This is a genomic window from Pseudescherichia sp., assembly GCF_031979925.1.
Lineage (GTDB): Bacteria > Pseudomonadota > Gammaproteobacteria > Enterobacterales > Enterobacteriaceae > Pseudescherichia.
This window is the reverse complement of record NZ_DALZFB010000015.1, coordinates 1-26,059: the sequence shown is the minus strand read 5'-3', so window position 1 is coordinate 26,059 and position 26,059 is coordinate 1. Positions and strand designations below refer to the sequence as shown.

Here is a 26,059-nt window from a genome sequence, read left to right as displayed (position 1 = left end):
TCTCCAGTAAAAAATATCATTAAGCCCTCCAGGCTTTTTTGCCTTTATACTCCATACCTTCTCTCACACAGGTAAAGCCAATGCTCCTTGCCCAGCTATCAGACATCCATGCCGCGCCGGACAACGACAATCTGTCCCGCCTGGCCTGCGCTCTTACCTGGCTGGATACGCTCCAGCCGGACGTACTGGTGCTGACCGGCGACCTGGTTGATGACGGCTGGCTTGCAGGATATCAGGCAATTGCAAAGCTGCTGGATAGCAAACCCTGGCCCGTGTTTATTTTGCCGGGCAACGCTGATTGCCATGAAATGATGCGTGCCGTCTGGAACAATCAACCCTGGTCAGACACAGGCGCAATGCATTTCGTTAAAGAGATATCGGGCATGCGCCTTATAGGTCTCGATACCACTGTCAACGGTGCAGCCGCTGGCAGCGTGCTCGAACATCTTTCCTGGCTTGAGAAGCATCTGGCAGCCGATACCACCCTGCCTGCAATACTGTTTTTGCACCATCATATCTTTAAGAGCGGCATTCCTGCTTTGGATAACATCATGTGTAGCGGACATCGAGAGCTTGAGCGCCTTTTAAAAAATGCCCCTCGCCCACTAGTTGCTATTACAGGCGGGCACGTACATCGCCCAATGATGAGCAATGTTGCGGGCATCCCTGCTTTTATCTGCGGATCAATCTGCCCTGCTAATCCTTTATGGTTGGGAGGCGAAAGCGTACCTCCGGTTTACGATCCCCCTTCGTTAATGATCCATCGGTTTACCGACGGCACGCTTGTTAGCCACCATGTTTCCGTGTCAGCTTCCACCGTGCCAGATGAATACATAACCACGTTAAAATAATTATCAAAAAATTATTAATTCAGCATAATCTATTTATTATTGCGCCCATTCTTTTCTTTCATTTGTTACAAACTATAGTATATCCACCTTCAATATCTCCAAAAAGGATAACAAGAAGAATGGAACTTCATAAAATAAAAAAGCCTCTCGACTCGATTAACACTATCTTATCTCACTTTCCTGTTTCGCAACCCTGCCTGCTTGAGCCAGGACAGACGCTGCCGGTGAAAATGCGGAAAGAAGGGTCAACAAGGAAAATTTATTTTCTGCTTAACGGTGCCATGATTAGCTCAATGGGTGAAAACGAAAAGAAGCAAAACTTAGGTATTGTAATGAGTCCATCAATCATTGGCCTCGGGCAACTTGCCCCGGCAGGTGCCATTGCTCAGCATGAGGCTATTGCGCCCTGTATGGTTGACTCAATCAATGTCGACGATTTTTTAAAGGTTATTGAAGAGAAGCAGCTATGGCCTGACGTTGTTAATATTATGGTAACTATAATTAACTCTCTGGCCGCACGCACTGCAACGTCAGGACTACAATCAGCCTATGAGATTATTAGAACCTACCTCATCTATATGGATAGTGAGACAGCGTGTACTATTAAAGAGCGTTATACAGTCGTAAAATATATGCAAACGTTCTCCAGACTATCGAGAAGTATCATTCTGAAGATCCTTTCAGAACTTAAGGCCGGTGGTTTTATTGAGATGGAAAAGGGTAAGCTTATTCGTATCAACAGAAATCTGCCTGACCGATTCTGATGTTCCTGCTGAGGGGGCCTAACAGTTACTCAGCACTATTCAACAAAAATCTTAGTTCCGCTGGGTTAAATGAGTGATATATTTTCACACATTAAACCCAAGGAGAGCCCATGGCGGAATTTGATGTAATAGCGCAGGATTTGCTTGAACGCGCACGCACTGAAGAGGAGCAGCAGAAGGCTCAGGACAGGAAGCTGCTTGACCAGGTGCTGGCCATCTATGGTCAAAAATATGTGGCGGAGCAGCTACGAAAGCTGGGCAAGAGCGAGTGGAGCCGGGAGACCCTCAACCGCTGGGTGAACGGTAAGAGCGCGCCAAAAAACCTGACGGCGCTGGAGGCTGAGCTGCTGCAAAAGATGCTGCCCTCCCCTCCGGCACACCATCCTCACTATGCCTTTCGCTTTATCGATCTTTTTGCCGGCATCGGCGGCATTCGTCACGGCTTTGAAGCTATCGGCGGACAGTGTGTGTTCACCAGCGAGTGGAATAAAAACGCGGTCCGTACCTATAAAGCCAACTGGTTCAATGACGAAGCGGCACACCGGTTTAATCAGGATATTCGCGAAGTCACGCTCAGCGCTGATAAAGACGTTTCTGAAACGCAGGCCTATGCACATATTGATGCCGCTATCCCCGATCATGATGTGCTGTTGGCGGGTTTCCCCTGCCAGCCGTTTAGCCTGGCAGGCGTCAGTAAAAAGAATGCGCTTGGCCGGGCGCACGGCTTTGAGTGCGAGGCGCAGGGTACACTCTTCTTTGACGTGGCACGGATTATCAAAGCGAAAAAGCCTGCTATCTTCGTGCTGGAAAACGTAAAGAACCTAAAGAGCCACGATAAAGGTAAAACCTTCGCTGTCATCATGGCGACGCTGGATGAGCTGGGCTATGAAGTTGCTGATGCAGCCGCAGTGGGTAAAGACGATCCCAAGGTTATCGACGGACGGCATTTTCTGCCCCAGCACCGGGAGCGCATTGTGCTGGTCGGTTTCAGACGCGATCTGGGCATCCATAACGGTTTTACGCTGCGCGACGTATCCCGTTTCTACCCTGAACGTCGCCCGACCTTTGGTGAGCTTCTGCAGCCGGATGCGGACAGCAAATACATCCTGTCAGAAAAGCTGTGGCACTATCTGTGGCACTACGCCAAAAAACATCAGGCAAAGGGTAACGGCTTCGGCTTCGGACTGGTCGATCCAACGCGTGCAGAGAGCGTGGCACGTACTCTGTCGGCTCGCTACTACAAAGATGGTTCGGAGATTTTAATCGATAGAGGATGGGATCGGGCACTTGGCGAAGCTGACTTTACTAATGCTGATAACCAGCTGCGGCGGCCCAGGCGCTTAACGCCGAGGGAGTGTGCTCGCCTTATGGGGTTTGAAAAACCAGGGCAGCAACCGTTTCGTATTCCGGTTTCTGATACCCAGGCCTACCGCCAGTTTGGCAACTCCGTCGTGGTCCCGGTTTTCGCAGCCGTAGCACAGCTGCTGAAACCCTACATTGTGGAAGCGGTTAAAAAACGTTAACAACGCTCTAAACACGGGCAGGCACCCTGCCCGTAAGCCCCGCTACGGACGGGACTGCACCCAGAAGGCGTGAATCAAACCCGGGATGTAACCCAAAAGAGTCAGAATGATGTTCAGGATGAACGCCATACCAAAGCCCTTGCCAAGCAGGACGCCCAGCGGAGGCAGAATAATCGTCAGTACAATTCGCCAGAAACCCATAATTACTCCCGTGTAAAATTTATCCAGGTGGCTGTATAAAAAGAGATTTTCTCTTTAAGCGTAGCTATTTTAAGTCACTCTGCCACTTTCGCCCCGTGCTTTTACCCTCTTTTACTTACCCTTAAACTTTGGCTTAATCTGTCTTAAGGTATTGAACGATAGTTATAATCGATCTTATTCATTTTCTCAGGCCGGTGGTCTGGCATATAGTGAATGCATCAAAAGAGAGGAGAGAGAGTATGTTTTCAATTGGTGATTATGTTCAGCCCCGCATCGGCGGCCAGAAACTTAAAGTGGTTGAAGTCAATGATGACCAGATTGTTGCCGTACCGGCCAGCAATGAGCAGGGTGAAAAGGTAACGATTAAGGCAGCTGATGTCACTCTGTATAAAGAAGAGGGCAACTTCGGCGTCTGCTAAAGGTCTCCCTTTTACGGTGGGCAACGGCTCACCGTACCCCTTCCTCTTAACTGCCTGATAAATAAATCCTTATACCCCACCCCCAACAAAAATAACGCAGCGGATAAAAAACAGTCAGCCGCAGAGAATGTTATCGACAAAAGCGTGATAAATAAAAATTTTACGCTAGTTGTGCGTTGACAGGTAGAGATATAATCTATGCACAATCAAAGCCGCACCGTAAAACGCTGGCAAAACATTCCCTTTTACTGTTTTTATACAGGAGCATTAGCATGTTCTCTCCGCAGTCTCGCCTGCGTCACGCCATGGCAGACACGTTTGCGATGGTTGTTTACTGTTCAGTCGTGAACATGCTAATTGAGATATTTCTTTCGGGAATGACGTTCGAGCAGTCCCTCTCCTCGCGGCTGGTGGCGATCCCGGTCAATATCATCATTGCATGGCCCTATGGCCTCTACCGTGATGCGTTTATGCGCCTCGCCCGGCGGTACTCTCCCGCTGGCTGGGTTAAAAACATGGCGGATGTGCTGGCGTATGTGACTTTTCAGTCGCCGGTGTACGTGGCGATCCTGTTAACGGTAGGCGCTGACTGGCATCAGATCGCTGCTGCCGTCAGTTCAAATATCGTGGTTTCAATGGTGATGGGCGCAGCCTACGGCTACTTCCTTGACTACTGCCGTCGCCTGTTCCGGGTCAGCAGCTATCATCAGGCTAAAGCCTGATGGCGTGGCGAGTCAGGCCGACTCGCCAAATAGTCCGGTCAGATAGCGCTCCAGCGCCATACGTGAACTAAAACCATGCGGAATACCGTAGTGCTCCTGCGCATCACCACCTAAATAGAGCGGAAAGTGCTGATAGTGATCGCTGGTTTTAATATCTGAAGCCGGTTCAGCCAGCGACTGGCTGCGCTCTTTCAGCGTCGGGTGAATGACCAGCGCCGTGCGCCCCATCCGCGCTTCGCGATTTACATACACATAGTTATCTCCGCGACGGTAGCCATAGGCTTTTGGCGTCGCGATGTCCATGGTAAATCCCGCCTTCTCAAGAACGCGTGCCACCTCATCGGGTCGTAAATACATATTTTTTCCTCGTCATCAGCTACTGCTGCGCCACCTTACAGTATTGAGCATTAGCAACGCTTTCGGAAAAGTCCATAAACGACGCATCAAGTCGTGATTCGCGTCAGAGGTTAAAATTTTGCGCTACACTGACTATTACATCGAAATCAAGGGAGGATCATATGCTTAGAAGACCAAACCGTAACGACGTAGATGCAGGCGTAGACGATATTAATAATGATGTCAGCCAGCTAGCGGACTCTCTGGAGGCGGTATTGAAGTCCTGGGGAAGCGATGCAAAAGATGATGCAGACGGTGCCCGTAGTAAAGCACAGGCGCTGCTGAAAAAGACGCGAGCCAAGCTGCATGGCCGTAACCGTGTCACGCAGGCCGCAACCGATGTAGCAGGCTGTGCGGACAGCTTTGTAAAAGACAGGCCATGGTGCAGCGTAGGTGCTGCCGCTGCCGCCGGTATTTTCCTTGGCGCGCTGCTAAGCCTTCGTCGATAAATACCCCTAACCCCGTGAGCTAACCCTTACGGGGTTAATTTTATCCCGCATATTATCTCTCGTATAACTGCCCTACCCACTCCATCGCCTTCTCTGCGGACGTAATATTTGTAAAGCTCATCAGGATCCCGCTCCGCCCAGGACGTGTGCTATGCCAGTCGCTCAGTGCCTGTACCGCCAGCCCCCTCTGCTGCGCCCGCGCAACAATGCTTTTGTCATCACCGTCAAGCTCCACCACCAGCTGAATGCCGCCGCTCTGGGGCACCACGTGAAATCCATAGTGAACAAGCGCCGCTTCCAGCCAGGCGCGTCGTTGAGCATAGTGCAGCCGCATTTTTTTCAGATGACGCCAGAAGTGTCCCTGCTGAATAAAATCCGCAAGTGCATACTGCCACAGGGTAGGAACGCTGCACTGGGTGCTGTTTACTCGCTGGCGAAATGCCGCTACCCTGGCGGCAGGCACGACAATCCACGCCGTGCGTAAAGCCGGAAACAGAGATTTGCTAAACGTACCGGTGTAGATCACCCGCTGCGGTGCATCAAGGCTCTTTAGCGGCGGCAGCGGCCTGCCGTGATAACGGAACTCGCTGTCATAATCATCTTCAATAATCCACGCTGAATTATCCGCCGCCCACGCCAGCACCTGCCTACGCCGGGGCAGCGACAGCGCAACGCCCAGTGGGCTTTGATGGGCAGGCGTGAGCAATGCAAAACGCGCCTGTGGCCAGCGATCCATTGCAGCATCGATATCCATCCCGTTCTGGTCCACCGGCACAGGAAGACGCTTTACCCCCTCACCATCAATAGCTGGATAGATCAACGGAAAACCGGGATCCTCTACCCACATACCATCCCCTGGGCTGGCCAGCGTTTGCAGGATTAGGCTCATCGACTGCGCATAGCCAGAGGTAATAAATATCTGCTCCGGCTGGCACTCAATGCTGCGGGAGAAGCGCAGATAGTCAGCGATAGCCTGGCGCAAAATGGCCTCCCCCGCCGGATCCCCGAGCGTAAGATCGAAGCGCGACTGAGTGCGCAGGCGTCTGCTGGTCAGCCGCGCCCACAGCGCGCGCGGGAAGAGATCCAGTGCGGGCAGTCCCATCTGAAAGGGTTTTGGCTCATGTTCACCGCCGGACTGTACGACGGGCGTCTCCGCCACCGCCGCAGGTGAGGTCTGGCTTACAAAGGTACCGGCCTGCCCGCGCCGCTCCAGCCACCCCTGCGCCACCAGCTCCCCGTAAGCCTGCTCAACCGTTGTGCGTGAGATGCCGTTCTCCTGAGCCCATGTCCGGCTCGACGGCAGACGGCTTCCGGCTTTCAACTCTCCTGAAGTAATGGCGGCCTTAAGCTGCCGGGCAATTTGCTGATAGCGTGCATCCATTATGGTCTGCCTTTTTAATCAAAATATGGCTCTCCAGAGCAGACCATCATAGTGCTACATTTTCGCCATCTTAACGAGGAGAAGAGTCATGACCCAGCTACTACGCCAGCCTTTCTATGAACTTAGTCCAGCCATCTATAACGGCCTTATTCAGGCCGGCCAGGCGCTGGAGCAGTGCTCGCTTGATAACACGTTTATTGAGCTTATCTACCTGCGCATTTCGCAAATCAACGGCTGTGCATTTTGTCTCGACAAACACAGCCGGGCGCTACGTAAAGCAGGCGTTGAGCAGGCAAAACTCGATGCGCTGGCAGGGTGGCGTATCAGCCATCACTTCAGCGATAAAGAGCAGGCGGCGCTGGCGTGGGCAGAGTCGGTCACCCATATTGCCGACAGCCACGCGGAAGAGAATGTTTACCAGCCCCTGCTGACGCATTTTAGCGCCGAGCAGGTGAGCGATCTGACCTGTGCCATCAGCCTGATGAATGCCTTTAACCGCCTCGCCGTTGCCATGCGCCTGTAATTTCAGCCAAAAACCGCCCGTCCCCGCTGAACACTTCGGCGGGGCATAAATCATCCCTAAAACCTATATATAGCGTAGTTGATAATTTTTATAACTACATCTAGTATTCCTGTAAGCAAGAACAACATATCCCGGTGCGATTTTTCGCGCCGACCTGCCATTATAGATGGGAATACGAATCATGCGCATTACTATTTACACTCGAAACAACTGTGTCCAGTGTCACGCCACAAAACGGGCCATGGAGAGCCGCGGCGTTGAGTTTGAGATGGTGAATATCGACCTCGATCCGGAAGCCGCCGACACGCTGCGTGAGCAGGGTTTTCGCCAGCTACCGGTAGTGATTGCAGGCGAAACCAGCTGGTCCGGCTTCCGTCCGGATATGATTAACCGCCTGCTGCCCGCCTCCCGCGTCGCCAGCGCATGAGCACCCTCGTCTACTTCTCCAGCAGCTCGGAAAATACGCAGCGCTTTATTGAGCGTCTCGGGCTGCCGGCGGTGCGCATTCCGCTTAACGAGCGCGAACGCATTCAGGTGGACGTTCCCTACATTCTGATCGTTCCCAGCTACGGCGGCGGCGGTACGGCAGGCGCGGTGCCGCGCCAGGTGATCCGCTTTCTGAACGATCCACAAAACCGGGCGCTGATCCGCGGCGTCATTGCTGCTGGCAACCGTAACTTCGGTGATGCCTATGGCCGTGCCGGGGATGTGATTTCCCAAAAATGCAGCGTCCCTTACCTCTACCGTTTTGAACTGATGGGCACGCAGCAGGATCTCGATAACGTGCGAAAAGGAGTGAGCGAATTTTGGCAACGACAACCGCAGAGCGCGTGATGCAGGCCGCGCCGGACTACCATGCGCTGAATGCCATGCTGAATCTGTATGATTCATCTGGTCACATTCAGTTTGAGAAAGATCGGCAGGCGGTGGAGGCGTTTCATACCGCGCATGTGCTGCCCAACACCGTGACCTTTGCCAGCCAGCAGACGCGGCTGGACTATCTGGTGAACGAGGGCTACTACGACGGCAGCGTGCTGGCGCGCTACGGCCAGGGATTTGTCATCGATCTCTTTGCCACAGCCCACAGCCGCGGTTTTCGTTTCCAAACTTTTCTTGGCGCATGGAAATTCTACACCAGCTATACGCTAAAAACCTTCGATGGCAAGCGCTACCTGGAGCACTTTGAGGATCGGGTGGTAATGGTTGCCCTGACCCTGGCCCAGGGTGATGAGGCGCTGGCCCGTCAGCTTACCGAAGAGATGCTCTCGGCCCGCTTCCAGCCCGCCACCCCTACCTTTTTAAACGCTGGCAAGCAGCAGCGCGGGGAGCTGGTCTCCTGCTTCCTGCTACGCATTGAAGACAATATGGAGTCGATTGGCCGGGCGGTGAACTCGGCGCTCCAGCTCTCCAAGCGCGGCGGCGGGGTAGCCTTTCTGCTATCGAACCTGCGCGAGGCGGGTGCGCCAATCAAGCGGATTGAAAACCAGTCTTCCGGCGTCATCCCGGTGATGAAGATGCTGGAGGATGCCTTCTCCTACGCTAACCAGTTGGGCGCACGCCAGGGGGCAGGCGCAGTCTATCTGCACGCCCACCACCCGGATATCCTGCGCTTCCTCGATACCAAGCGGGAGAACGCCGATGAGAAGATCCGCATTAAAACGCTCTCGTTAGGCGTGGTGATCCCGGACGTCACCTTCCGGCTGGCGAAGGAGAACGCCCCGATGGCGCTCTTCTCCCCCTACGACGTGGAGCGTATCTACGGCAAACCCTTTGGCGATATCGCGATCAGCGAGCACTATGACGCGCTGGTCGCTGACGATCGTATTCGCAAGACCACCATTAACGCGCGCGACTTCTTCCAGCGGCTGGCGGAGATCCAGTTCGAGTCGGGCTACCCGTACATCATGTTCGAGGATACGGTAAATCGTGCTAACCCGATTGCCGGGCGGATCAACATGAGCAACCTCTGCTCGGAGATTTTGCAGGTCAACAGCGCCTCGGAGTATGACGAGAACCTCGACTACGCCCGGATCGGGCACGATATTTCCTGTAACCTTGGCTCGCTGAATATCGCCCATACCATGGACTCGCCCAACTTTGGCCGCACCGTGGAGACCGCCATTCGCGGGCTAACGGCAGTGTCGGACATGAGCCACATTCGCTCCGTGCCCTCGATTGAGGCAGGCAACGCCGCGTCGCACGCCATTGGCCTCGGGCAGATGAACCTGCACGGCTACCTGGCCCGGGAGGGCATCGCCTACGGCAGCGAAGAGGGGATCGACTTTACCAACCTCTACTTCTACACCGTGACCTGGCATGCGCTGAACACCTCCATGATGCTGGCCCGCGAGCGTGGACAGCGCTTTGCCGGATTTGAGCAGTCGCGCTACGCCAGCGGCGACTACTTTACACAGTATATTGAGGAGAGCTGGCAGCCGAAAACCGAGGCCGTGCGCGCGCTGTTTGCCAAAGCGGGGATCGTTCTGCCGACGCAGGCGATGTGGCGTCAACTGCGTGACGATGTGATGCGCTATGGCATCTACAATCAGAATTTGCAGGCCGTACCGCCTACCGGCTCTATCTCATATATCAACCATGCGACCTCCAGCATTCATCCCATCGTGTCGAAGATTGAGATCCGCAAAGAGGGGAAAACCGGACGCGTCTACTACCCTGCCCCGTTTATGACTAACGATAACCTGCATCTCTATCAGGATGCCTATGAGATCGGCCCGGAAAAGATCATCGATACCTACGCGGCGGCCACGCGCCATGTCGATCAGGGCCTCTCCCTGACCCTCTTCTTCCCGGATACCGCCACTACCCGCGATATCAACCGGGCGCAGATCTATGCCTGGAAGCAGGGCATCAAAACGCTGTACTACATTCGCCTGCGTCAGCTGGCGCTGGAAGGCACCGAAATTGAAGGCTGCGTGTCATGCGCGCTGTAAGGAGAAGAGGATGAGCCGTTTATCACGGGTTAGCGCCGTTAACTGGAACACTATTCAGGACGATAAGGATCTGGAGGTCTGGAACCGGCTGACCAGCAACTTCTGGCTGCCGGAGAAGGTGCCGCTGTCGAACGATATTCCCGCCTGGCAAACGCTAAGCCACGCCGAGCAGCAGCTAACGATCCGCGTCTTCACTGGCCTGACGCTGCTGGACACCATTCAGAACGGCGTCGGCGCACCGGCGCTAATGGCAGATGCCATTACGCCCCACGAAGAGGCGGTGATGTCCAACATCAGCTTTATGGAGGCGGTGCACGCCCGCTCCTACAGCTCAATATTCTCCACCCTCTGCCAGACCAGCGACGTGGACGCCGCCTACGCATGGAGCGAGGAGAGCGCCCCGCTCCAGCGTAAGGCGCAGATTATTCTGCAGCACTACGCCGCCGACGCGCCGCTGAAGAAGAAGATCGCCAGCGTTTTTCTGGAGTCGTTCCTGTTCTACTCCGGCTTCTGGCTGCCGATGTACTGGTCCAGCCGGGGCAAGCTGACCAACACCGCCGATCTCATCCGGCTGATCATTCGTGATGAAGCGGTGCACGGCTACTACATTGGCTATAAGTACCAGCGCGGGCTGGAAAAAGTGGATGCTGGCGAGCGGGAAGCGCTGAAAAATTTCGCCCTCGATCTGCTGATGGATCTCTACGATAACGAGCTGGCTTACACCGAGGCGCTCTACGCGGGAACCGGCTGGGAAGAGGAGGTGAAAGCGTTTCTCTGCTACAACGCCAATAAGGCGTTGATGAACCTCGGCTACGAGGCGCTGTTCCCACCGGAGATGGCCAACGTGAACCCGGCTATTCTGGCGGCGCTGTCACCCAACGCCGATGAAAACCATGACTTTTTCTCCGGCTCCGGCTCCTCCTACGTGATGGGCAAAGCGGTGGAAACCGAAGACGCGGACTGGGATTTTTAATTGCTATTTCGGCGGCCCCTATTTCGGCCCGGGCCGCCAGGATATTTCCCAAAACCGTCATTCATATTACAAATTTATTTCTTTGTAGCTTACTGTTAACCCCTGCTAATTATTCCTCTGAATTGTCTAAATTCGGAGTAATTTCCGTTGCCGTAACAAAAAAATTGCGCCCCTCGCATATCGCCGCCAGGCCCTTATATCACTGGAAGTCGCGCCGTTCGCGGTTCGGCAATTTCCATGCCAGAGTGCAATTGAGGGTTGTCTCAGATTCTCACTGTGCTAGGGTATAGCCCGGTCATTATTTCCATCAGGATTGTTATTGATATAAATAAATACGGGAACCTTTTTATTGCATGGCAATTAAACTCGAAGTAAAGAACCTCTATAAAATATTTGGCGATAACCCGCAGCGGGCGTTCAAATATATCGAAAAAGGACTTTCGAAAGCACAAATTCTGGAAAAAACAGGGCTATCCCTTGGCGTTATCAACGCCAGTCTGGCCATTGAAGAAGGCGAGATCTTCGTCATCATGGGGCTCTCCGGTTCGGGGAAATCGACCATGGTTCGCCTTCTCAATCGCCTGATTGAACCCACCCGCGGCCAGGTGCTGATTGATGGCGTCGATATCGCCAAAATCTCCGACGCCGAACTTCGCGAGGTGCGCAGGAAAAAGATTGCGATGGTCTTCCAGTCATTCGCGCTAATGCCACACATGACCGTACTGGACAATACGGCGTTTGGTATGGAATTAGCGGGAGTGCCTGCGGGCGAGCGCCAGACTAAAGCGCTGGATGCGCTGCGTCAGGTAGGGCTGGAGAATTACGCCCACGCCTATCCGGATGAACTCTCCGGCGGCATGCGTCAGCGTGTGGGCCTTGCCCGCGCCCTGGCGATCAACCCCGATATTCTGCTGATGGACGAAGCGTTCTCTGCTCTCGATCCGCTGATCCGTACCGAGATGCAGGACGAGCTGGTGAAGCTCCAGTCCCGCCAGCAGCGCACCATTGTCTTTATCTCCCATGACCTCGACGAAGCCATGCGCATCGGCGATCGCATCGCCATTATGCAGGGCGGTGAAGTGGTGCAGGTCGGCACGCCGGATGAGATCCTCAACAACCCGGCCAACGACTACGTGCGTACCTTCTTCCGCGGGGTGGACATCAGCCAGGTCTTTAGCGCCAAGGATATTGCCCGCCGCAGCCCGGTTGGCCTGCTGCGTAAAGCCCCCGGCTTCGGCCCGCGCTCGGCGCTGAAGCTGCTGGAGGACGAGGACCGCGAATATGGCTACGTCATCGAGCGCGGCAACAAGTTTGTCGGTACGGTCTCCATCGACTCCCTGAAGGCGGCGCTCAGCCAGCAGCAGGGCATCGACGCGGCATTAATTGACTCTCCGGCTCCGGTCGACGCAGAGACGCCGCTTAGCGAACTGCTCTCCCATGTAGGTCAGGCACCCTGTGCCGTGCCGGTAGTGGGTGAGGAGCAACAGTACGTCGGCATCATCTCAAAACGGATGCTGCTGCAGGCTTTAGATCGCGAGGGGGCAAACAATGGCTGATCAATCTAATCCGTGGGGAACCACCGAGGCGGCGGACAGCGCCGCACAAACTACTGCTACACAGTCCGCAGACGCCTGGGGCACGCCAGCTCCTGCGCCGACGGACAGCGGCAGCGCAGACTGGCTGACCAGCGCCCCGCCTGCGCCGGAACACTTCAATATCATGGATCCGTTCCACAAGACGCTGATCCCGCTGGATAGCTGGGTCACTACCGGCATCGACTGGGTGGTTACCCACTTCCGTCCGGTGTTCCAGGGCATCCGCGTACCGGTGGACTATATCCTTAACGGCTTCCAGCAGCTGCTGCTGGGCATGCCTGCCCCGGTCGCCATCGTGGTCTTTGCGCTGATCGCCTGGCAGTTCGGTAGCGCGGGCATGGGGATCGCCACCCTGGTGTCGCTGATCCTGATCGGCGCGATCGGTGCCTGGTCGCAGGCAATGATCACCCTGGCGCTGGTGCTGACCGCCCTGCTCTTCTGCGTGGTGATCGGCCTGCCGCTGGGGATCTGGCTGGCGCGCAGTCCGCGGGCGGCGAAAATTATCCGTCCGCTGCTGGATGCAATGCAGACGACCCCGGCGTTTGTCTACCTGGTGCCGATCGTCATGCTGTTCGGTATCGGTAACGTGCCGGGCGTGGTGGTGACCATTATCTTCGCCCTGCCGCCGATCGTACGTCTGACCATCCTGGGGATTAACCAGGTGCCGGAAGATCTGATCGAAGCCTCACGCTCGTTCGGGGCCAGCCCGCGCCAGATGCTGTTTAAAGTGCAGCTGCCGCTGGCGATGCCGACCATCATGGCCGGTGTGAACCAGACGCTGATGCTCGCCCTCTCGATGGTGGTGATCGCCTCGATGATCGCCGTAGGCGGCCTCGGCCAGATGGTGCTGCGCGGTATCGGCCGTCTCGATATGGGCCTTGCCACCGTGGGCGGCGTCGGGATCGTAATCCTGGCGATCATCCTTGACCGCCTGACCCAGGCCGTTGGCCGCGACTCCCGTAGCCGTGGTAACCGTCGCTGGTATACCTCCGGCCCGGTTGGGTTAATCACCCGCCCTTTCATTAAGTAAGTTCTTGCCCGGCGGCGCTACGCCTGCCGGGCCTATAAGCCCTCCATAATTAAGGAACAACGATGCGACATAACGTACTTATTGCCACAGCGTTTGCCACCCTTGTCTCAACCAGCACTTTCGCCGCTGACCTGCCAGGCAAAGGCATTACCGTTCAGCCGGTGCAGAGCACCATCTCCGAAGAGTCATTCCAGACCCTGCTGGTCAGCCGCGCCCTTGAGAAGCTCGGCTACACCGTGAATAAAACCAGCGAAGTTGACTATAACGTTGGCTACACCTCTATCGCCTCTGGCGATGCCACCTTCACCGCCGTTAACTGGCAGCCGCTGCATGACGACATGTACGCCGCCGCCGGTGGTGATAAGAAGTTCTACCGCGAAGGCACCTTTGTTTCCGGTGCGGCTCAGGGCTATCTGGTTGATAAGAAAACCGCCGAGAAGTACCACATCACCAATATTGAACAGCTGAAAGATCCAAAGATCGCCAAACTGTTCGATACCAACGGTGACGGTAAAGCCGACATGATGGGCTGCTCGCCGGGCTGGGGCTGTGAAGCGGTGATTAACCACCAGAACAAAGCCTTCGATCTGGAGAAAACCGTTGAGGTTAGCCACGGTAACTACTCCGCGATGATGGCCGACACCATTGCCCGCTTTAAAGAGGGTAAGCCAATCATCTATTACACCTGGACTCCATACTGGGTGAGCGACGTGATGAAGCCGGGCCGCGACGTCGTCTGGTTACAGGTGCCGTTCTCCTCTCTGCCGGGCGAGCAGAAGGATATCGATACCAAGCTGCCGAACGGCATGAACTATGGCTTCCCGGTTAACACCATGCATATCGTAGCCAACAAAGCCTGGGCAGAGAAAAACCCGGCGGCGGCGAAGCTGTTCTCCCTCATGAAGCTGCCGCTGGCGGACATCAACGCCCAGAACGCAATGATGCACGCGGGTAAAGCGTCAGAAGCGGATATCCAGGGCCACGTCGATGGCTGGATCAAAGCCCACCAGCAGCAGTTTGATGGCTGGGTAAAAGAGGCGCTGGCCGCTCAGCAGTAAGTTCTCCCTCCCTCACCAGCCGGTGGGGGAGTATTTTTTCAAGCGCACGAACCGACACACGATCCCTCCCCACGCTCCGGCGGATTCGTTATGATAAATAATCATTTATCTGACGATCTTCTATCCATGACTAAATCTACCCATCCGCTCAGCCCCGCGCTGATCGTGCTTATGTCCGTGGCTACCGGTCTCGCCGTTGCCAGTAACTACTATGCCCAGCCTCTGCTTGATACCATCGCGCGCGCCTTTTCACTCTCCTCCAGCCAGGCCGGTTTTATCGTGACCGCCGCCCAGCTCGGCTACGCGGCGGGTCTACTGCTGCTGGTGCCGCTGGGGGATATGTTTGAGCGCCGCACGATGATCGTGGTGATGACCCTGCTCGCGGCGGGCGGCATGTTAATCACCGCCTCCAGCCAGTCACTGGGAATGATGATCTTCGGTACCGCCCTCACCGGCCTCTTTTCCGTCGTGGCGCAGATCCTTGTGCCGCTGGCCGCGACGCTCGCCACACCGGCGAAGCGCGGCAAGGTGGTAGGGACCATTATGAGCGGCCTGCTGCTGGGGATCCTGCTGGCGCGCACCGTGGCCGGGTTGCTGGCGAATCTCGGCGGCTGGCGTACGGTCTACTGGGTGGCGAGCGTCCTGATGGTGGCGATGGCCTTTGCCCTCTGGCGCGGCCTGCCCAAGGTCAAGCAGGACAACCACCTCAACTACTTCCAGCTGCTCGGCTCGGTGTTCTCCCTCTTTACCCGCGACAGGCTGCTGCGCACCCGCGCCATGCTGGGCTGCTTCACCTTTGCTAACTTCAGCATCCTTTGGACCTCTATGGCCTTCCTGCTCGCTGCCCCGCCCTTTAACTACTCCGAAGGCGTCATCGGCCTGTTCGGCCTGGCAGGCGCGGCGGGCGCGCTCGGCGCACGTCCAGCGGGTAGCCTGGCGGATCGCGGTAAATCGCACCTGACCACCACCTGGGGACTGCTGCTGCTCCTGCTGTCGTGGATCGCCATCTGGTTCGGCCACGCCTCGGCGCTGGCGCTGATCGTCGGTATTATCGTGCTGGATCTCACAGTACAGGGCGTTCATATCACCAACCAGACGGTGATCTATCGCGTTAAGCCAGAGGCACGTAACCGTCTCACTGCGGGCTACATGACCAGCTACTTTATTGGCGGCGCGGCCGGGTCGCTGATCTCCGCCAGCGCCTGGCAGCACGACGGCTGGCGCGGCGTCTGCCTCGCGGGCAGCATAATGGCGTTGCTCAATCTGCTGGTCTGGTGGCGTGGTTATCATCGGCAATCGGCTACGGAGTAGCCGTTCATTGACCTTTTGTTGACTTAGGTAACGGCGGGGGTGGTAAGGTATCCCCCGCTTGGTGACGGTTTCAGTTCCTGAATGTATATCCACAATTAATACATTTACTTTATTTGTCACTATCGTTACTATATCGGCTGTAACTAATGAGGTCATGCCCAAAATGGATAGTTCGTTTACGCCCATTGAACAAATGCTAAAATTTCGCGCCAGTCGCTATGAGGATTTCCCGTTTAACGAGATCCTCCTCACCCGTCTGTGCATGCACATGCAGGGGAAGCTGCTGGATAACCGCAATAAGATGCTGAAAGCTCAAGGGATTAACGAGACGTTATTTATGGCGTTAATTACGCTGGAGTCTCAGGAAAACCACAGCATTCAACCCTCTGAGCTGAGCTGTGCGCTGGGTTCGTCCCGTACTAATGCGACCCGTATCGCCGATGAACTGGAAAAGCGCGGCTGGATCGAGCGCCGTGAGAGCGATAACGATCGCCGCTGCCTGCATCTGCAGCTGACCGATAAAGGTCATGAATTTTTACGTCAGGTACTGCCTCCGCAGCATAACTGCCTGCATCAGCTCTGGTCCTCGCTTACCGTTGAAGAGAAAGAGCAGCTTGAGAAGATTACCCGTAAGCTGCTGACGCGCCTGGATGAGATGGATGAACAAGACGTCATCCTCGAGGCGCTGCGCTAACGCGACGATCCGCACGACAATCCTGATTAAATAAGAAATTGCCAGGCCAGCACAGCGTGCTGGCCTTTTGGTGAACAGGTCGGCTCAGCCGATGTGAAATAATAAGATCGTGGAGAACAAACATGAGCGCAAATGCGGAGAGTCAAACCCCGCAGCAACCGGTCAACAATAAGAAGGGTAAGCGTAAGCGCATCCTGATTATTTTGGCTTTGCTCTTTATCGTTATTGCCGTGGCATATGGGATCTACTGGTTTTTAGTTCTGCGTCATCACGAAGAGACCGACGACGCTTACGTGGCAGGGAACCAGGTACAAATCATGGCGCAGGTGTCCGGCAGCGTGACGAAAGTCTGGGCCGACAACACCGACTTTGTGAAACAGGGTGACGTGCTGGTCACGCTGGATCCTACCGACGCTCAGCAGGCATTCGAGAAAGCGCAGACCGAGCTGGCCTCCAGCGTGCGCCAGACCCGCCAGCTGATGATCAACAGCAAGCAGTACCAGGCCAATATTGAGGTGCAGAAGACCGCCCTCGCCCAGGCGCAGAGCGATCTCAACCGCCGCGTGCCGCTTGGTACCGCCAACCTGATTGGCCGTGAAGAACTTCAGCACGCTCGCGACGCCGTGGCCAGCGCCCAGGCCCAGCTCGACGTAGCGGTTCAGCAGTATAACGCTAACCAGGCGATGATCCTTGGCACTCGCCTGGAAGATCAGCCTGCGGTGAAGCAGGCCGCGACCGAAGTACGCAACGCCTGGCTCGCCCTGCAGCGTACCAGGATCGTCAGCCCGATGACCGGCTACGTCTCCCGTCGTGCGGTACAGCCTGGCGCGCAGATCAGCCCCTCAACCGCGCTGATGGCGGTAGTCCCGGCCTCTGGCCTGTGGGTCGATGCCAACTTTAAAGAGACTCAGCTGGCGCATATGCGCATTGGCCAGAGCGCGACCGTGGTCAGCGATATCTATGGCGATGAGGTGACCTACACCGGTAAGGTGGTCGGTCTTGATATGGGTACCGGCAGCGCCTTCTCGCTGCTTCCGGCGCAAAACGCCACCGGGAACTGGATCAAAGTGGTTCAGCGTCTGCCGGTGCGTATTGAGTTGGATGCCAACCAGCTCTCTCAGCATCCGCTGCGTATTGGCTTGTCGACGCTGGTCACGGTAGACACCAGCAACAGCGACGGTCAGGTGTTGGCCAGCCAGGCCCGGACCACACCAGCCTACGAGAGTAACGCGCGGGAGATCGGCCTTGAGCCGGTGAATACCCTGATTAACGATATCGTGCAGGCCAACGCGGGCTAACCCTGATGAGCGCTACGCAACCGAGAAAACCGCTGGAGGGGGCGCAGCTGGTCATTATGACCATTGCGCTGTCGCTGGCGACCTTTATGCAGGTGCTGGACTCCACCATCGCCAACGTGGCGATCCCTACCATTGCCGGTAACCTTGGCTCATCCCTGAGCCAGGGGACGTGGGTAATCACCTCGTTTGGGGTGGCAAACGCCATCTCCATCCCGATCACTGGCTGGCTGGCGAAGCGCGTCGGCGAGGTAAAGCTGTTCCTCTGGTCAACTATCGCCTTCGCCATCGCCTCCTGGGCGTGCGGAGTCTCGACCAGCCTTAACATGCTGATCTTCTTCCGCGTATTGCAGGGGATCGTTGCCGGTCCGCTGATCCCGCTATCGCAAAGCCTGCTGCTCAGCAACTACCCACCGGCGAAGCGCTCTATCGCGCTGGCGCTGTGGTCAATGACGGTCATCGTCGCACCGATCTGCGGCCCGATCCTGGGCGGCTACATTAGCGATAACTACCACTGGGGCTGGATCTTCTTTATCAACGTGCCGATTGGCATCGTGGTGGTGATCATGGCGATGCAGAGCCTGCGCGGTCGGGAAACCCGCACCGAGCAGCGGCGCATTGATGCCGTCGGGCTGGCGCTGCTGGTGATTGGCATCGGCAGCCTGCAGGTGATGCTCGACCAGGGGAAAGAGCTGGACTGGTTCAACTCCAGGGAGATCATCATCCTGACCATTGTGGCGGTGGTGGCGCTAAGCTTCCTGATAGTCTGGGAGTTAACCGACGAGAACCCGATAGTCGACCTCTCGCTGTTTAAGTCGCGCAACTTCACCATAGGCTGCCTCTGTATCAGCATGGCCTACATGCTCTACTTTGGCGCGATTGTGCTGCTGCCGCAGCTATTGCAGGAGGTCTACGGCTACACGGCCACCTGGGCGGGGCTGGCCTCTGCGCCGGTGGGGATCATCCCGGTGATCCTGTCGCCGATAATCGGCCGCTTTGCCCACAAGCTGGATATGCGTCGGCTGGTTACCTTCAGCTTTATCATGTATGCGGTCTGCTTCTACTGGCGTGCCTACACCTTCGAGCCGGGCATGGACTTTGCCGCCTCGGCGCTACCGCAGTTCATCCAGGGCTTTGCCGTCGCCTGCTTCTTTATGCCGCTGACGACCATTATCCTCTCTGGATTGCCGCCTGAGCGTCTTGCGGCCGCCTCCAGCCTGTCGAATTTTTCGCGTACGCTGGCAGGTTCCATCGGCACCTCCATCACCACCACGCTATGGACCAACCGTGAATCGCTGCATCATGCCCAGCTCACGGAGTCGGTGAATCCCTACAACCCCAACGCTCAGCTCATGTATGACCAGCTGCAGGGAATGGGGATGTCACAGCAGCAGGCCTCCGGCTGGATAGCCCAGCAGATCACTAACCAGGGTCTGATTATCTCGGCAAACGAGATATTTTGGATGTCCGCGGGGATATTTGTGATCATGCTGGGGCTGGTGTGGTTTGCTAAACCGCCGTTTGGTGCAGGCAGCGGCGGCGGTGGCGCGCACTGATCGCTAAGTAAATTGACCGGACTGCGACAGGGATTGTCCGTCCTGATAAAGCCGTGCTCCTGAAATCGCTTCACCATAGTGAAAAGACAACAGGAGCACATCATGCTGAAAAACCCCGCACAAAAATACCAGCCCTACCCTCCTCTCTCCCTGCCCGATCGCACGTGGCCGGAAAAGCAGATTACCCATGCGCCGCGCTGGCTCTCTACCGATCTGCGTGACGGCAACCAGGCCCTGGCCGAGCCAATGGACGTGGCGCGTAAAATGCAGCTCTGGAACCTGCTGATCGACTGCGGCTTTAAGGAGATTGAAGTAGCCTTCCCTTCCGCTTCGCAGACCGATTTCAATTTCGTTCGCCAGCTGATTGAAAAAGAGCACATTCCCGACGACGTGACGATCCAGGTATTAACCCAGGCGCGCGAGGATTTAATTACGCGAACCTTCGACGCGCTGCGCGGTGCCAACCGGGCAACGGTACATCTCTACAATGCCACTGCGCCGCTGTTTCGCCGTCTGGTATTCGGTATGGAGAAGGCGCAAGTTATTGAACTTGCGACCCGCAGTACGCGCCTGATTCGTAAGCTGTGCGAAGAGAACCCGCAAACGCGCTGGCAGTATGAGTATTCGCCGGAAACCTTCTGCTTTACCGAGCCAGAGTTCGCCCTGGAGATTTGCGAAGCGGTGGCGGCTATCTGGCAGCCCAGTGCCGAACGGCCAATGATTATCAACCTGCCCGCCACCGTGGAGGTGAATACGCCTAACGTTTATGCCGATCAGATTGAGTGGTTCTGCCGCCATTTCAGCCAGCGCGAGGCGGTCTGTATCAGCGTCCATCCGCATAACGATCGCGGTACGGGGGTGGCGAGCGCCGAGCTGGCAGTGATGGCCGGGGCGGATCGCGTGGAGGGCTGTCTGTTTGGCAACGGCGAGCGTACCGGCAACGTCTGTCTGGTGACGCTGGCGATGAATCTTTATAGCCAGGGCGTCACGCCGGGGCTGGATTTCAGCGATATGACCCGCGTGGTTGAAGTGGTTGAAAGCTGCAATCAGCTACCGGTGCACCCTCGCCACCCCTGGGCCGGACGGCTAGCCTATACTGCCTTCTCGGGTTCGCACCAGGATGCGATTAAAAAAGGATTCGACGCACGCCAGCCTGGTGAACGCTGGGAAATGCCCTATCTGCCTATCGATCCGCAGGATATCGGCTGCACCTATGAGGCGGTGATCCGCGTCAACAGCCAGTCGGGCAAGAGCGGCAGCGCGTGGCTTATTGAGCAGAATCATGGCCTGACGCTGCCCCGCGCCCTGCAGCAGGACTTTAGCCAGCACGTGCAGCGGGAGGCCGACGAGGGCGGCAAAGAGATGACGCAAAATGCGCTCTGGCAGCTTTTCCGCAGTCGCTACGGGCTGGTGGCAGCGCCGCGCTTCCGGCTGCTCAGCTACAGCAGTGAGAGCCAGCAGGATGGGCTGTTACGTTTAACCGCCGCCGTCTCGAACGACGGCGAAACGCGACAGCTTGAAGGGCACGGCAACGGATTGCTCTCTGCCGCCGCCAGCGGGCTAGCTTCGTGGGTAGCGCAGCCGTTTGTAATAAAAGATTATCATGAGCACACCCTGGGCGAGCGCAGCGACAGCCGCTCGGTCGCCTATATTCACTGTCTGTTTCAGGATGGCAGCAGCCGCTGGGGCGTCGGCATCGATAACGACGTTGCTCGTGCGTCGCTCCAGGCGCTGCTAAATACGCTGGCCTAACGAAAATAGTCGCTGGGTGAAACGCCCATCACCCGGCGAAACATGGCGGTAAAGGCGCTATGGCTGCCGTAGCCGGTATCCAGTGCCACACGCAGCACCGACTGCCCCTGCGCCAGGCGCAGCAGGGCCTCCATCAGGCGCGCCCGGCGTACCCACTCTCCGAAGCTTAACCCCGTCTGCTGCTGAAAGTGGCGGTTGAGCGTGCGCTCGCTCATATTGGTCAAGCTTGCCGCCAGGGTCGTGGTCCACTCCCGGGCAGGCTCTTCACCGATCTGCTGACAAAGGGTGCGCAGCAGGTCGCTTTGCGGTTCGGGAAGATGAAACGGCAGCGCCTGCATCACGCGGATCTCATCAAGGATCAGCTCATAGACGCGCTCATCGCGGCTGCCCGGCGTGTAGCGCTCGGCCAGATCGAACGATGAGACAATCAGCTCGCGCAGCAGAGGAGAAATTTGCACGATTTGGCAGGACGCAGGCAGGTCAGCGCGTGCTAAAGGATCGATAAATAGCGTGCGGGCGGCAACGTTGCCGGTAATACGTAACGCATGCTGCGTCGCGGCAGGGAGCCAGACGCCCCGCCCTGGCGGTACCACCCAGCAGCCTGCTGCGGTCTCAACCCTGACCACACCGCTCAGGCTATGCAGCAGCTGCGCGCAGTCGTGCTGATGCCATGGTTCACTGTCGCCATGCGCATAATCATGGGCAAAGGGGATCAGCGGGCGGTGGGTAAAAGAGAAGGTCGTGGTGGTAGTCATTTTAATATGCCGATGCGCAAACGCCGGGCGGCACTGCGTTTGCCCGGCCTACACAGGACGCGGTGCCGTTTGTAGGCCCGGCAGGCTCGCCGGGCGTTCCATACTGCTAGATGTGCAGCTCTTGCAGCTTCTCTTTCGGCAGCGCCAGCGCGTCGTTGCTGTTGACGCGCACGTCGCGCTCCAGGATATGGCGGGCAATCTCCTGCGCCTCATCCAGAGAGTGCATCTGGTAGGTCCCGCACTGGTAGACGTTCAGCTCAGGGATCTGGTTCTGCTCTTTCACCTTCAGCACGTCGGCCATCGCCGCTTTCCACGCATCGGCAACACGCTGCTCGTCAGGCGTGCCAATCAGGCTCATGTAGAAGCCGGTACGGCAGCCCATCGGCGAGATATCGATGATCTCAACGCCGTTACCGTTCAGGTGGTCGCGCATAAAGCCCGCAAAGAGGTGCTCCAGCGTATGGATGCCCTTTTCCGGCATCACTTCTTTGTTCGGGATGCAGAAACGCAGATCGAAGACGGTGATGGTATCGCCGTGCGGCGTGTTCATGGTTTTCGCAACGCGAACAGCAGGGGCTTCCATACGGGTGTGATCGACAGTGAAGCTATCCAACAACGGCATTTTGTCACCTCCGGAGTGATTTTTTAAAAAATAAGTGAACTCTTTGAACGCATGCAAGTCTGAATATATGAAAGACGCGCATTTGTTATCATCATCCCTGTTTTCAGAGATGAAATTTTGGCCACAGCAATGTGGCCTTTTTCTTTTCTGTCTCTGTCAGGCGTGTCTTGCCAGCAGATCCTCAAACGACTCGCTATCCGCTGCCTCAATCTCCCGCTGGCGCGCCCAGGATGCATCGCGCTCTTTGGTGAAGTCCTCTTCCAGCAGAACCTCCAGCGGCTCTTCCCGCAGCATATCACGATACTGTGCCGCCAGCGCCTTGCCGGTGCCACCGATACCGCTTTCGAGCATCGAGTGCAGAATACGCGCCGAGAAGGTCAGCTCTGGGTTGTCAAAGCTCGCGACTAGCTGATCGCACACCTCTGCATAGGCGTTACCGCCGTCAATACCGTCGAGGGTCAGCGCGACGCGCTTAAGGTCGCGGAACAGATCTTTGCCGACGTCTTTCAGCGGGAACTGGGCGGTTTCACACCCGATGCCCAGCGTCAGGCCCGGCTTGCGCCCTTCCAGAATTACACGATTCCAGTTGGTGCGGGTGCAGAGTAGCTCGTCGCTGCTCATCTCTGGTGCATCGGCCAGTACGCACCAGACCATAAACAGATCGAGGAAGCGAACCTGCTGCTCGTCCACACCCACCGCCGAGAAGGGGTTAATATCCAGGGAGCGAACCTCAATGTACTCAATGCCGCCGCGCAGGAGCGCATCCGACGGCGCTTCGCCGCTGCGGGTCACCCGTTTTGGGCGCACCGGTGCATAGAGCTCATTCTCGATCTGCAGGATATTGGTGTTGATCTGCAGATGCTTGCCATCCTTCGTCAGCCCCATCTTCTCGTAGTCAGCGGACGGCGTTTTGATCGCCCGTTTCAATGCTGCCACATAACCCTCTAAATCGTTAAACGTAATACCGAGATTGCTTTGCGATTTATTGGTATAGCCGAGATCGCTCAGACGCAGCGAGGTAGCATACGGCAGGTAGTACATCCCCCCTTCCGTCTTTTCAAACGGCAGCGTGGTGGGTTTACCCTGCAGGAATGAGGAGCAGATAGCCGGCGACGCGCCAAACAGGTAGGGGATCACCCAGCCGAAGCGGTAGTAGTTGCGGATCAGTCGGAAATAGCCGTCGGAGACCGCCTCTTTGTCCGTACTGCCGCACTTTGCCTGCCAGAAGGCCATCGGCAGGGAAAAGTTGTAGTGTACGCCCGAGATGGTCTGCATCAGCGCACCGTAGCGGTTTTTTAACCCCTCGCGGTAGAGCGTCTTGAGACGACCAATATTGGATGTACCGTACTGTGCCAGCTCGATATCCTGCCCATTCTCAATGTAGCAGGGCATACTCAGCGGCCACAGCCGTTCATCCCCCAGGTTACGCACGGTGTAACGATGCACGTCGCGCAGCACCGTCAGCATATGATCGATATCGCCATCAACCGGGGTAATAAATTCCAGCAGCGCTTCCGCGAAATCAGTAGTGATCCATTTATGTGTCAGCGTTGCGCCAAGCTGCTCCGGATGTCCGGTTGTTGCAAGCGTGCCGTCAGCGTTAACGCGCAGCGTTTCGCGCTCCAGCCCTCGCATAATCCCTTTCAGGACATGAGGATTTTTTTCCAGCCAGGACAGCGCCTGTGATACGTCCGGGATCAAGTTGACCTCCCGCCTGTCGAAATCATTTCTAATAAGCATAATTGTAATGGTTGACGATCAAAGCGTATGACCAACCAATTAGTGCCACCACGTTATGCCTTGCAGGGTTGCGGCCGTCAGGACGGCGTAGCGTAGCCCCTTGCCAAGGCATAAAAAAAAGATAACTGGCCCCCACGCAATGCGCATCCATCCCGCAAGCAGGCACAGCAGATCACCGATAACAGGCATCCAGCTCAATAATAGCGTGGCTGCGCCATAACGTTTCAAATAGTGTTGGGCTTTTTCCTGCCAGCGTGACGTTTTACGCAGCGGAAAGAAACGTCCAAGGATAACGTTAGTCACCCCTCCAAGGCTATTACCTATTGTTGCTATTAACAAAAGTAGCCAGGGCTGACTGACGTCAGAGATTAACATGGCGACCAGCAGCACTTCCGAGCTGCCCGGCAGTAGCGTGGCGCTGAGAAAACTGCTGGTAAAAAGGGAAAAGAGTGACAGTACGTCGCTCACAGCTTACGCACGTCCACCGCATCCATTCCTGCCCGCCGTGCCGCCTCCAGACCAAAGTCAGCATCTTCAAACACCACGCATTTGGTGGGATCGACGCCCATCAGCTCGGCGCAGAGCAGGAAGGTATCGGGCGCGGGCTTGTGGTGCTCGACGTCGTCGGCGGCGACCACGGCGTCAAAGTACTGGCGCAGGTCAAGGTGAGCCAGCAGCGCTTCGGCAATGGCGCGCTCGCTGCCAGTACCTACCGCCATAGGACGACGACCGTGCCACGCTTTTACCACCTCGATCAGCGGCAGCGGCTCTACGGTGTCCAGCAGCATCGCCTTCACCGCCTCGGTTTTTTCCAGCGCCAGGGCATAGGGATCGAGATCGCCGTGGTTCCACTCAATTACCGCCTGCGCAATACGCCAGGTCGGCGAGCCGTTAAGCGCAACGATAGCCTGCTCATCAAAGCGCATGCCATAGTGCGCCAGCACGTCGTGCCAGGCTTTACGATGGGTAGGTTCGGTATCAAGGATGGTGCCATCCATATCGAAAATCAGACCGTCATAACGTTCGTACATCGCGTTCTCACACTGCGGATAACAGAACATTACTTTAACGTAACCAGGGCGTTTTGTCGCTGATGGCGGTAGGGAGTTAGGGGGTGAAACAGGAAGTTAAATTTGGATATGAAAAATGATGTACTTAGAAAGGAAAAAATCAGAGGGTTGCTTGTTATCTTAGAGAATATGGTGCATCCGGGAGGATTCGAACCTCCGACCGCTCGGTTCGTAGCCGAGTACTCTATCCAGCTGAGCTACGGATGCATCAGGGTGGTGCTTTACTGCTTTTTTCTAGAAGATGGTGCATCCGGGAGGATTACTCGGCTGCGCCTCGCCCTTCGGGCCGTTGCTGAAGCAACGTTATCCTCCCTGGTGCTTGCGATAACTTCGCATACCATGAAACAACAGCTTGGCTGTTATCTCGGAGAAGATGGTGCATCCGGGAGGATTCGAACCTCCGACCGCTCGGTTCGTAGCCGAGTACT

Annotated in this window: 27 protein-coding genes and 1 tRNA gene; 19 read left to right on the top strand and 9 right to left on the bottom strand. The window is 56.3% G+C overall.

The genetic code is table 11. The annotated features are described in order from the left end of the window. Window positions 1-80 precede the first annotated feature (80 nt). The 3 genes from RTM13_RS18675 to RTM13_RS18665 all read left to right on the top strand — a co-directional run bounded on the left by RTM13_RS18675 (window position 81) and on the right by RTM13_RS18665 (window position 3,138). The gene (locus RTM13_RS18675) at window positions 81-851 is read left to right on the top strand and encodes a metallophosphoesterase (protein WP_312214079.1); all 771 of its coding nucleotides are present in this window, start codon (window positions 81-83) and stop codon (window positions 849-851) included. Window positions 852-970: 119 nt separating this feature from the next. Continuing rightward, window positions 971-1,615: a helix-turn-helix domain-containing protein gene (locus RTM13_RS18670; RefSeq protein WP_312214077.1), complete on the top strand. Its 645-nt coding sequence runs from the start codon at window positions 971-973 to the stop codon at window positions 1,613-1,615. A 110-nt stretch (window positions 1,616-1,725) separates the two neighbouring features. Next, a complete protein-coding gene (locus RTM13_RS18665) occupies window positions 1,726-3,138 on the top strand; it encodes a DNA cytosine methyltransferase (RefSeq protein ID WP_312214076.1) in 1,413 nt (470 codons plus the stop codon). Between the two features lie 42 nt (window positions 3,139-3,180). Here the strand turns inward: RTM13_RS18665 and RTM13_RS18660 are convergent, their stop codons facing one another. Further along, window positions 3,181-3,339: a YqaE/Pmp3 family membrane protein gene (locus RTM13_RS18660; protein ID WP_103818182.1), complete on the bottom strand. Its 159-nt coding sequence runs from the start codon at window positions 3,337-3,339 to the stop codon at window positions 3,181-3,183. 239 nt (window positions 3,340-3,578) lie between these two features. On the opposite strand from RTM13_RS18660, the gene RTM13_RS18655 reads away from it, so the two are divergent. Next, a complete protein-coding gene (locus tag RTM13_RS18655) occupies window positions 3,579-3,758 on the top strand; it encodes a hypothetical protein (RefSeq protein WP_312214073.1) in 180 nt (59 codons plus the stop codon). 272 nt (window positions 3,759-4,030) lie between these two features. After that, complete coding sequence (alaE, locus tag RTM13_RS18650) at window positions 4,031-4,480, top strand: L-alanine exporter AlaE (protein ID WP_312214071.1); 450 nt, start codon at window positions 4,031-4,033, stop codon at window positions 4,478-4,480. Between the two features lie 12 nt (window positions 4,481-4,492). Here the strand turns inward: alaE and RTM13_RS18645 are convergent, their stop codons facing one another. After that, entirely contained in the window at window positions 4,493-4,837 is a 345-nt protein-coding gene (locus tag RTM13_RS18645; protein ID WP_312214069.1) for a DUF2002 family protein, read from the bottom strand. Window positions 4,838-4,998: 161 nt separating this feature from the next. On the opposite strand from RTM13_RS18645, the gene RTM13_RS18640 reads away from it, so the two are divergent. Further along, window positions 4,999-5,325 carry a DUF883 family protein gene (locus RTM13_RS18640; protein ID WP_103818186.1) on the top strand — a complete coding sequence of 109 codons (327 nt, stop codon included), beginning with the start codon at window positions 4,999-5,001 and terminating at the stop codon, window positions 5,323-5,325. A 52-nt stretch (window positions 5,326-5,377) separates the two neighbouring features. Here RTM13_RS18640 and RTM13_RS18635 read toward each other — a convergent pair whose 3' ends face one another. Continuing rightward, the gene (locus tag RTM13_RS18635; RefSeq protein WP_312214067.1) at window positions 5,378-6,706 is read right to left on the bottom strand and encodes a PLP-dependent aminotransferase family protein; all 1,329 of its coding nucleotides are present in this window, start codon (window positions 6,704-6,706) and stop codon (window positions 5,378-5,380) included. Window positions 6,707-6,794: 88 nt separating this feature from the next. Here RTM13_RS18635 and RTM13_RS18630 point away from each other — a divergent pair, with 88 nt between their 5' ends. The 13 genes from RTM13_RS18630 (at window position 6,795) to leuA (ending at window position 21,444) form a co-directional block, all read left to right on the top strand. Further along, the gene (locus tag RTM13_RS18630; protein ID WP_312214065.1) at window positions 6,795-7,229 is read left to right on the top strand and encodes a carboxymuconolactone decarboxylase family protein; all 435 of its coding nucleotides are present in this window, start codon (window positions 6,795-6,797) and stop codon (window positions 7,227-7,229) included. 181 nt (window positions 7,230-7,410) lie between these two features. Continuing rightward, window positions 7,411-7,656, top strand: a complete 246-nt coding sequence (gene nrdH / locus RTM13_RS18625; protein WP_312214063.1) for a glutaredoxin-like protein NrdH — start codon at window positions 7,411-7,413, stop codon at window positions 7,654-7,656. Beyond that, a complete protein-coding gene (gene nrdI / locus RTM13_RS18620) occupies window positions 7,653-8,063 on the top strand; it encodes a class Ib ribonucleoside-diphosphate reductase assembly flavoprotein NrdI (protein ID WP_103818190.1) in 411 nt (136 codons plus the stop codon). The genes nrdH and nrdI overlap by 4 nt, the downstream gene beginning before the upstream one ends. Continuing rightward, window positions 8,036-10,180, top strand: coding sequence for a class 1b ribonucleoside-diphosphate reductase subunit alpha (gene nrdE / locus RTM13_RS18615; RefSeq protein ID WP_312214060.1), 2,145 nt, complete (start codon window positions 8,036-8,038; stop codon window positions 10,178-10,180). Before nrdI ends, nrdE begins: the two co-directional genes overlap by 28 nt. 10 nt (window positions 10,181-10,190) lie before the next feature. Continuing rightward, window positions 10,191-11,153 (top strand): class 1b ribonucleoside-diphosphate reductase subunit beta, encoded by a 963-nt coding sequence (gene nrdF / locus RTM13_RS18610; RefSeq protein WP_312214058.1) that lies wholly within the window; start codon window positions 10,191-10,193, stop codon window positions 11,151-11,153. A gap of 353 nt (window positions 11,154-11,506) precedes the next feature. After that, window positions 11,507-12,709, top strand: coding sequence for a glycine betaine/L-proline ABC transporter ATP-binding protein ProV (gene proV, locus RTM13_RS18605; protein ID WP_312214056.1), 1,203 nt, complete (start codon window positions 11,507-11,509; stop codon window positions 12,707-12,709). Then, complete coding sequence (proW, locus tag RTM13_RS18600; protein ID WP_312214054.1) at window positions 12,702-13,778, top strand: glycine betaine/L-proline ABC transporter permease ProW; 1,077 nt, start codon at window positions 12,702-12,704, stop codon at window positions 13,776-13,778. The genes proV and proW overlap by 8 nt, the downstream gene beginning before the upstream one ends. 62 nt (window positions 13,779-13,840) lie before the next feature. Continuing rightward, entirely contained in the window at window positions 13,841-14,836 is a 996-nt protein-coding gene (gene proX, locus RTM13_RS18595; RefSeq protein WP_312214052.1) for a glycine betaine/L-proline ABC transporter substrate-binding protein ProX, read from the top strand. A 126-nt stretch (window positions 14,837-14,962) separates the two neighbouring features. Continuing rightward, window positions 14,963-16,147: an MFS transporter gene (locus RTM13_RS18590; protein ID WP_312214049.1), complete on the top strand. Its 1,185-nt coding sequence runs from the start codon at window positions 14,963-14,965 to the stop codon at window positions 16,145-16,147. A 163-nt stretch (window positions 16,148-16,310) separates the two neighbouring features. After that, entirely contained in the window at window positions 16,311-16,841 is a 531-nt protein-coding gene (mprA, locus tag RTM13_RS18585; RefSeq protein WP_312214047.1) for a transcriptional repressor MprA, read from the top strand. 122 nt (window positions 16,842-16,963) lie between these two features. Then, window positions 16,964-18,139: a multidrug efflux MFS transporter periplasmic adaptor subunit EmrA gene (gene emrA / locus RTM13_RS18580; protein WP_312214045.1), complete on the top strand. Its 1,176-nt coding sequence runs from the start codon at window positions 16,964-16,966 to the stop codon at window positions 18,137-18,139. Window positions 18,140-18,144: 5 nt separating this feature from the next. Beyond that, on the top strand, window positions 18,145-19,692 hold the full coding sequence (emrB, locus tag RTM13_RS18575) for a multidrug efflux MFS transporter permease subunit EmrB (RefSeq protein ID WP_312214043.1): 1,548 nt from the start codon (window positions 18,145-18,147) through the stop codon (window positions 19,690-19,692). Window positions 19,693-19,794: 102 nt separating this feature from the next. After that, window positions 19,795-21,444, top strand: coding sequence for a 2-isopropylmalate synthase (gene leuA / locus RTM13_RS18570; protein WP_312214041.1), 1,650 nt, complete (start codon window positions 19,795-19,797; stop codon window positions 21,442-21,444). Here leuA and RTM13_RS18565 read toward each other — a convergent pair. The 6 genes from RTM13_RS18565 to RTM13_RS18540 all read right to left on the bottom strand — a co-directional run bounded on the left by RTM13_RS18565 (window position 21,441) and on the right by RTM13_RS18540 (window position 25,838). Next, the gene (locus RTM13_RS18565) at window positions 21,441-22,199 is read right to left on the bottom strand and encodes a helix-turn-helix transcriptional regulator (RefSeq protein WP_312214039.1); all 759 of its coding nucleotides are present in this window, start codon (window positions 22,197-22,199) and stop codon (window positions 21,441-21,443) included. The two genes, leuA and RTM13_RS18565, sit on opposite strands and share 4 nt — an antisense overlap. Window positions 22,200-22,305: 106 nt before the next feature. Then, window positions 22,306-22,821: an S-ribosylhomocysteine lyase gene (gene luxS, locus RTM13_RS18560; RefSeq protein ID WP_312214037.1), complete on the bottom strand. Its 516-nt coding sequence runs from the start codon at window positions 22,819-22,821 to the stop codon at window positions 22,306-22,308. 156 nt (window positions 22,822-22,977) lie between these two features. Further along, entirely contained in the window at window positions 22,978-24,522 is a 1,545-nt protein-coding gene (gene gshA, locus RTM13_RS18555) for a glutamate--cysteine ligase (RefSeq protein ID WP_312214134.1), read from the bottom strand. Window positions 24,523-24,600: 78 nt separating this feature from the next. Continuing rightward, window positions 24,601-25,029 carry a YqaA family protein gene (locus RTM13_RS18550; protein ID WP_312214035.1) on the bottom strand — a complete coding sequence of 143 codons (429 nt, stop codon included), beginning with the start codon at window positions 25,027-25,029 and terminating at the stop codon, window positions 24,601-24,603. Next, window positions 25,026-25,592 carry a fructose-1-phosphate/6-phosphogluconate phosphatase gene (gene yqaB / locus RTM13_RS18545; protein ID WP_312214033.1) on the bottom strand — a complete coding sequence of 189 codons (567 nt, stop codon included), beginning with the start codon at window positions 25,590-25,592 and terminating at the stop codon, window positions 25,026-25,028. Before yqaB ends, RTM13_RS18550 begins: the two co-directional genes overlap by 4 nt. A 169-nt stretch (window positions 25,593-25,761) precedes the next feature. Continuing rightward, a tRNA-Arg gene (locus RTM13_RS18540) sits at window positions 25,762-25,838 on the bottom strand. Window positions 25,839-26,059: the final 221 nt, after the last annotated feature.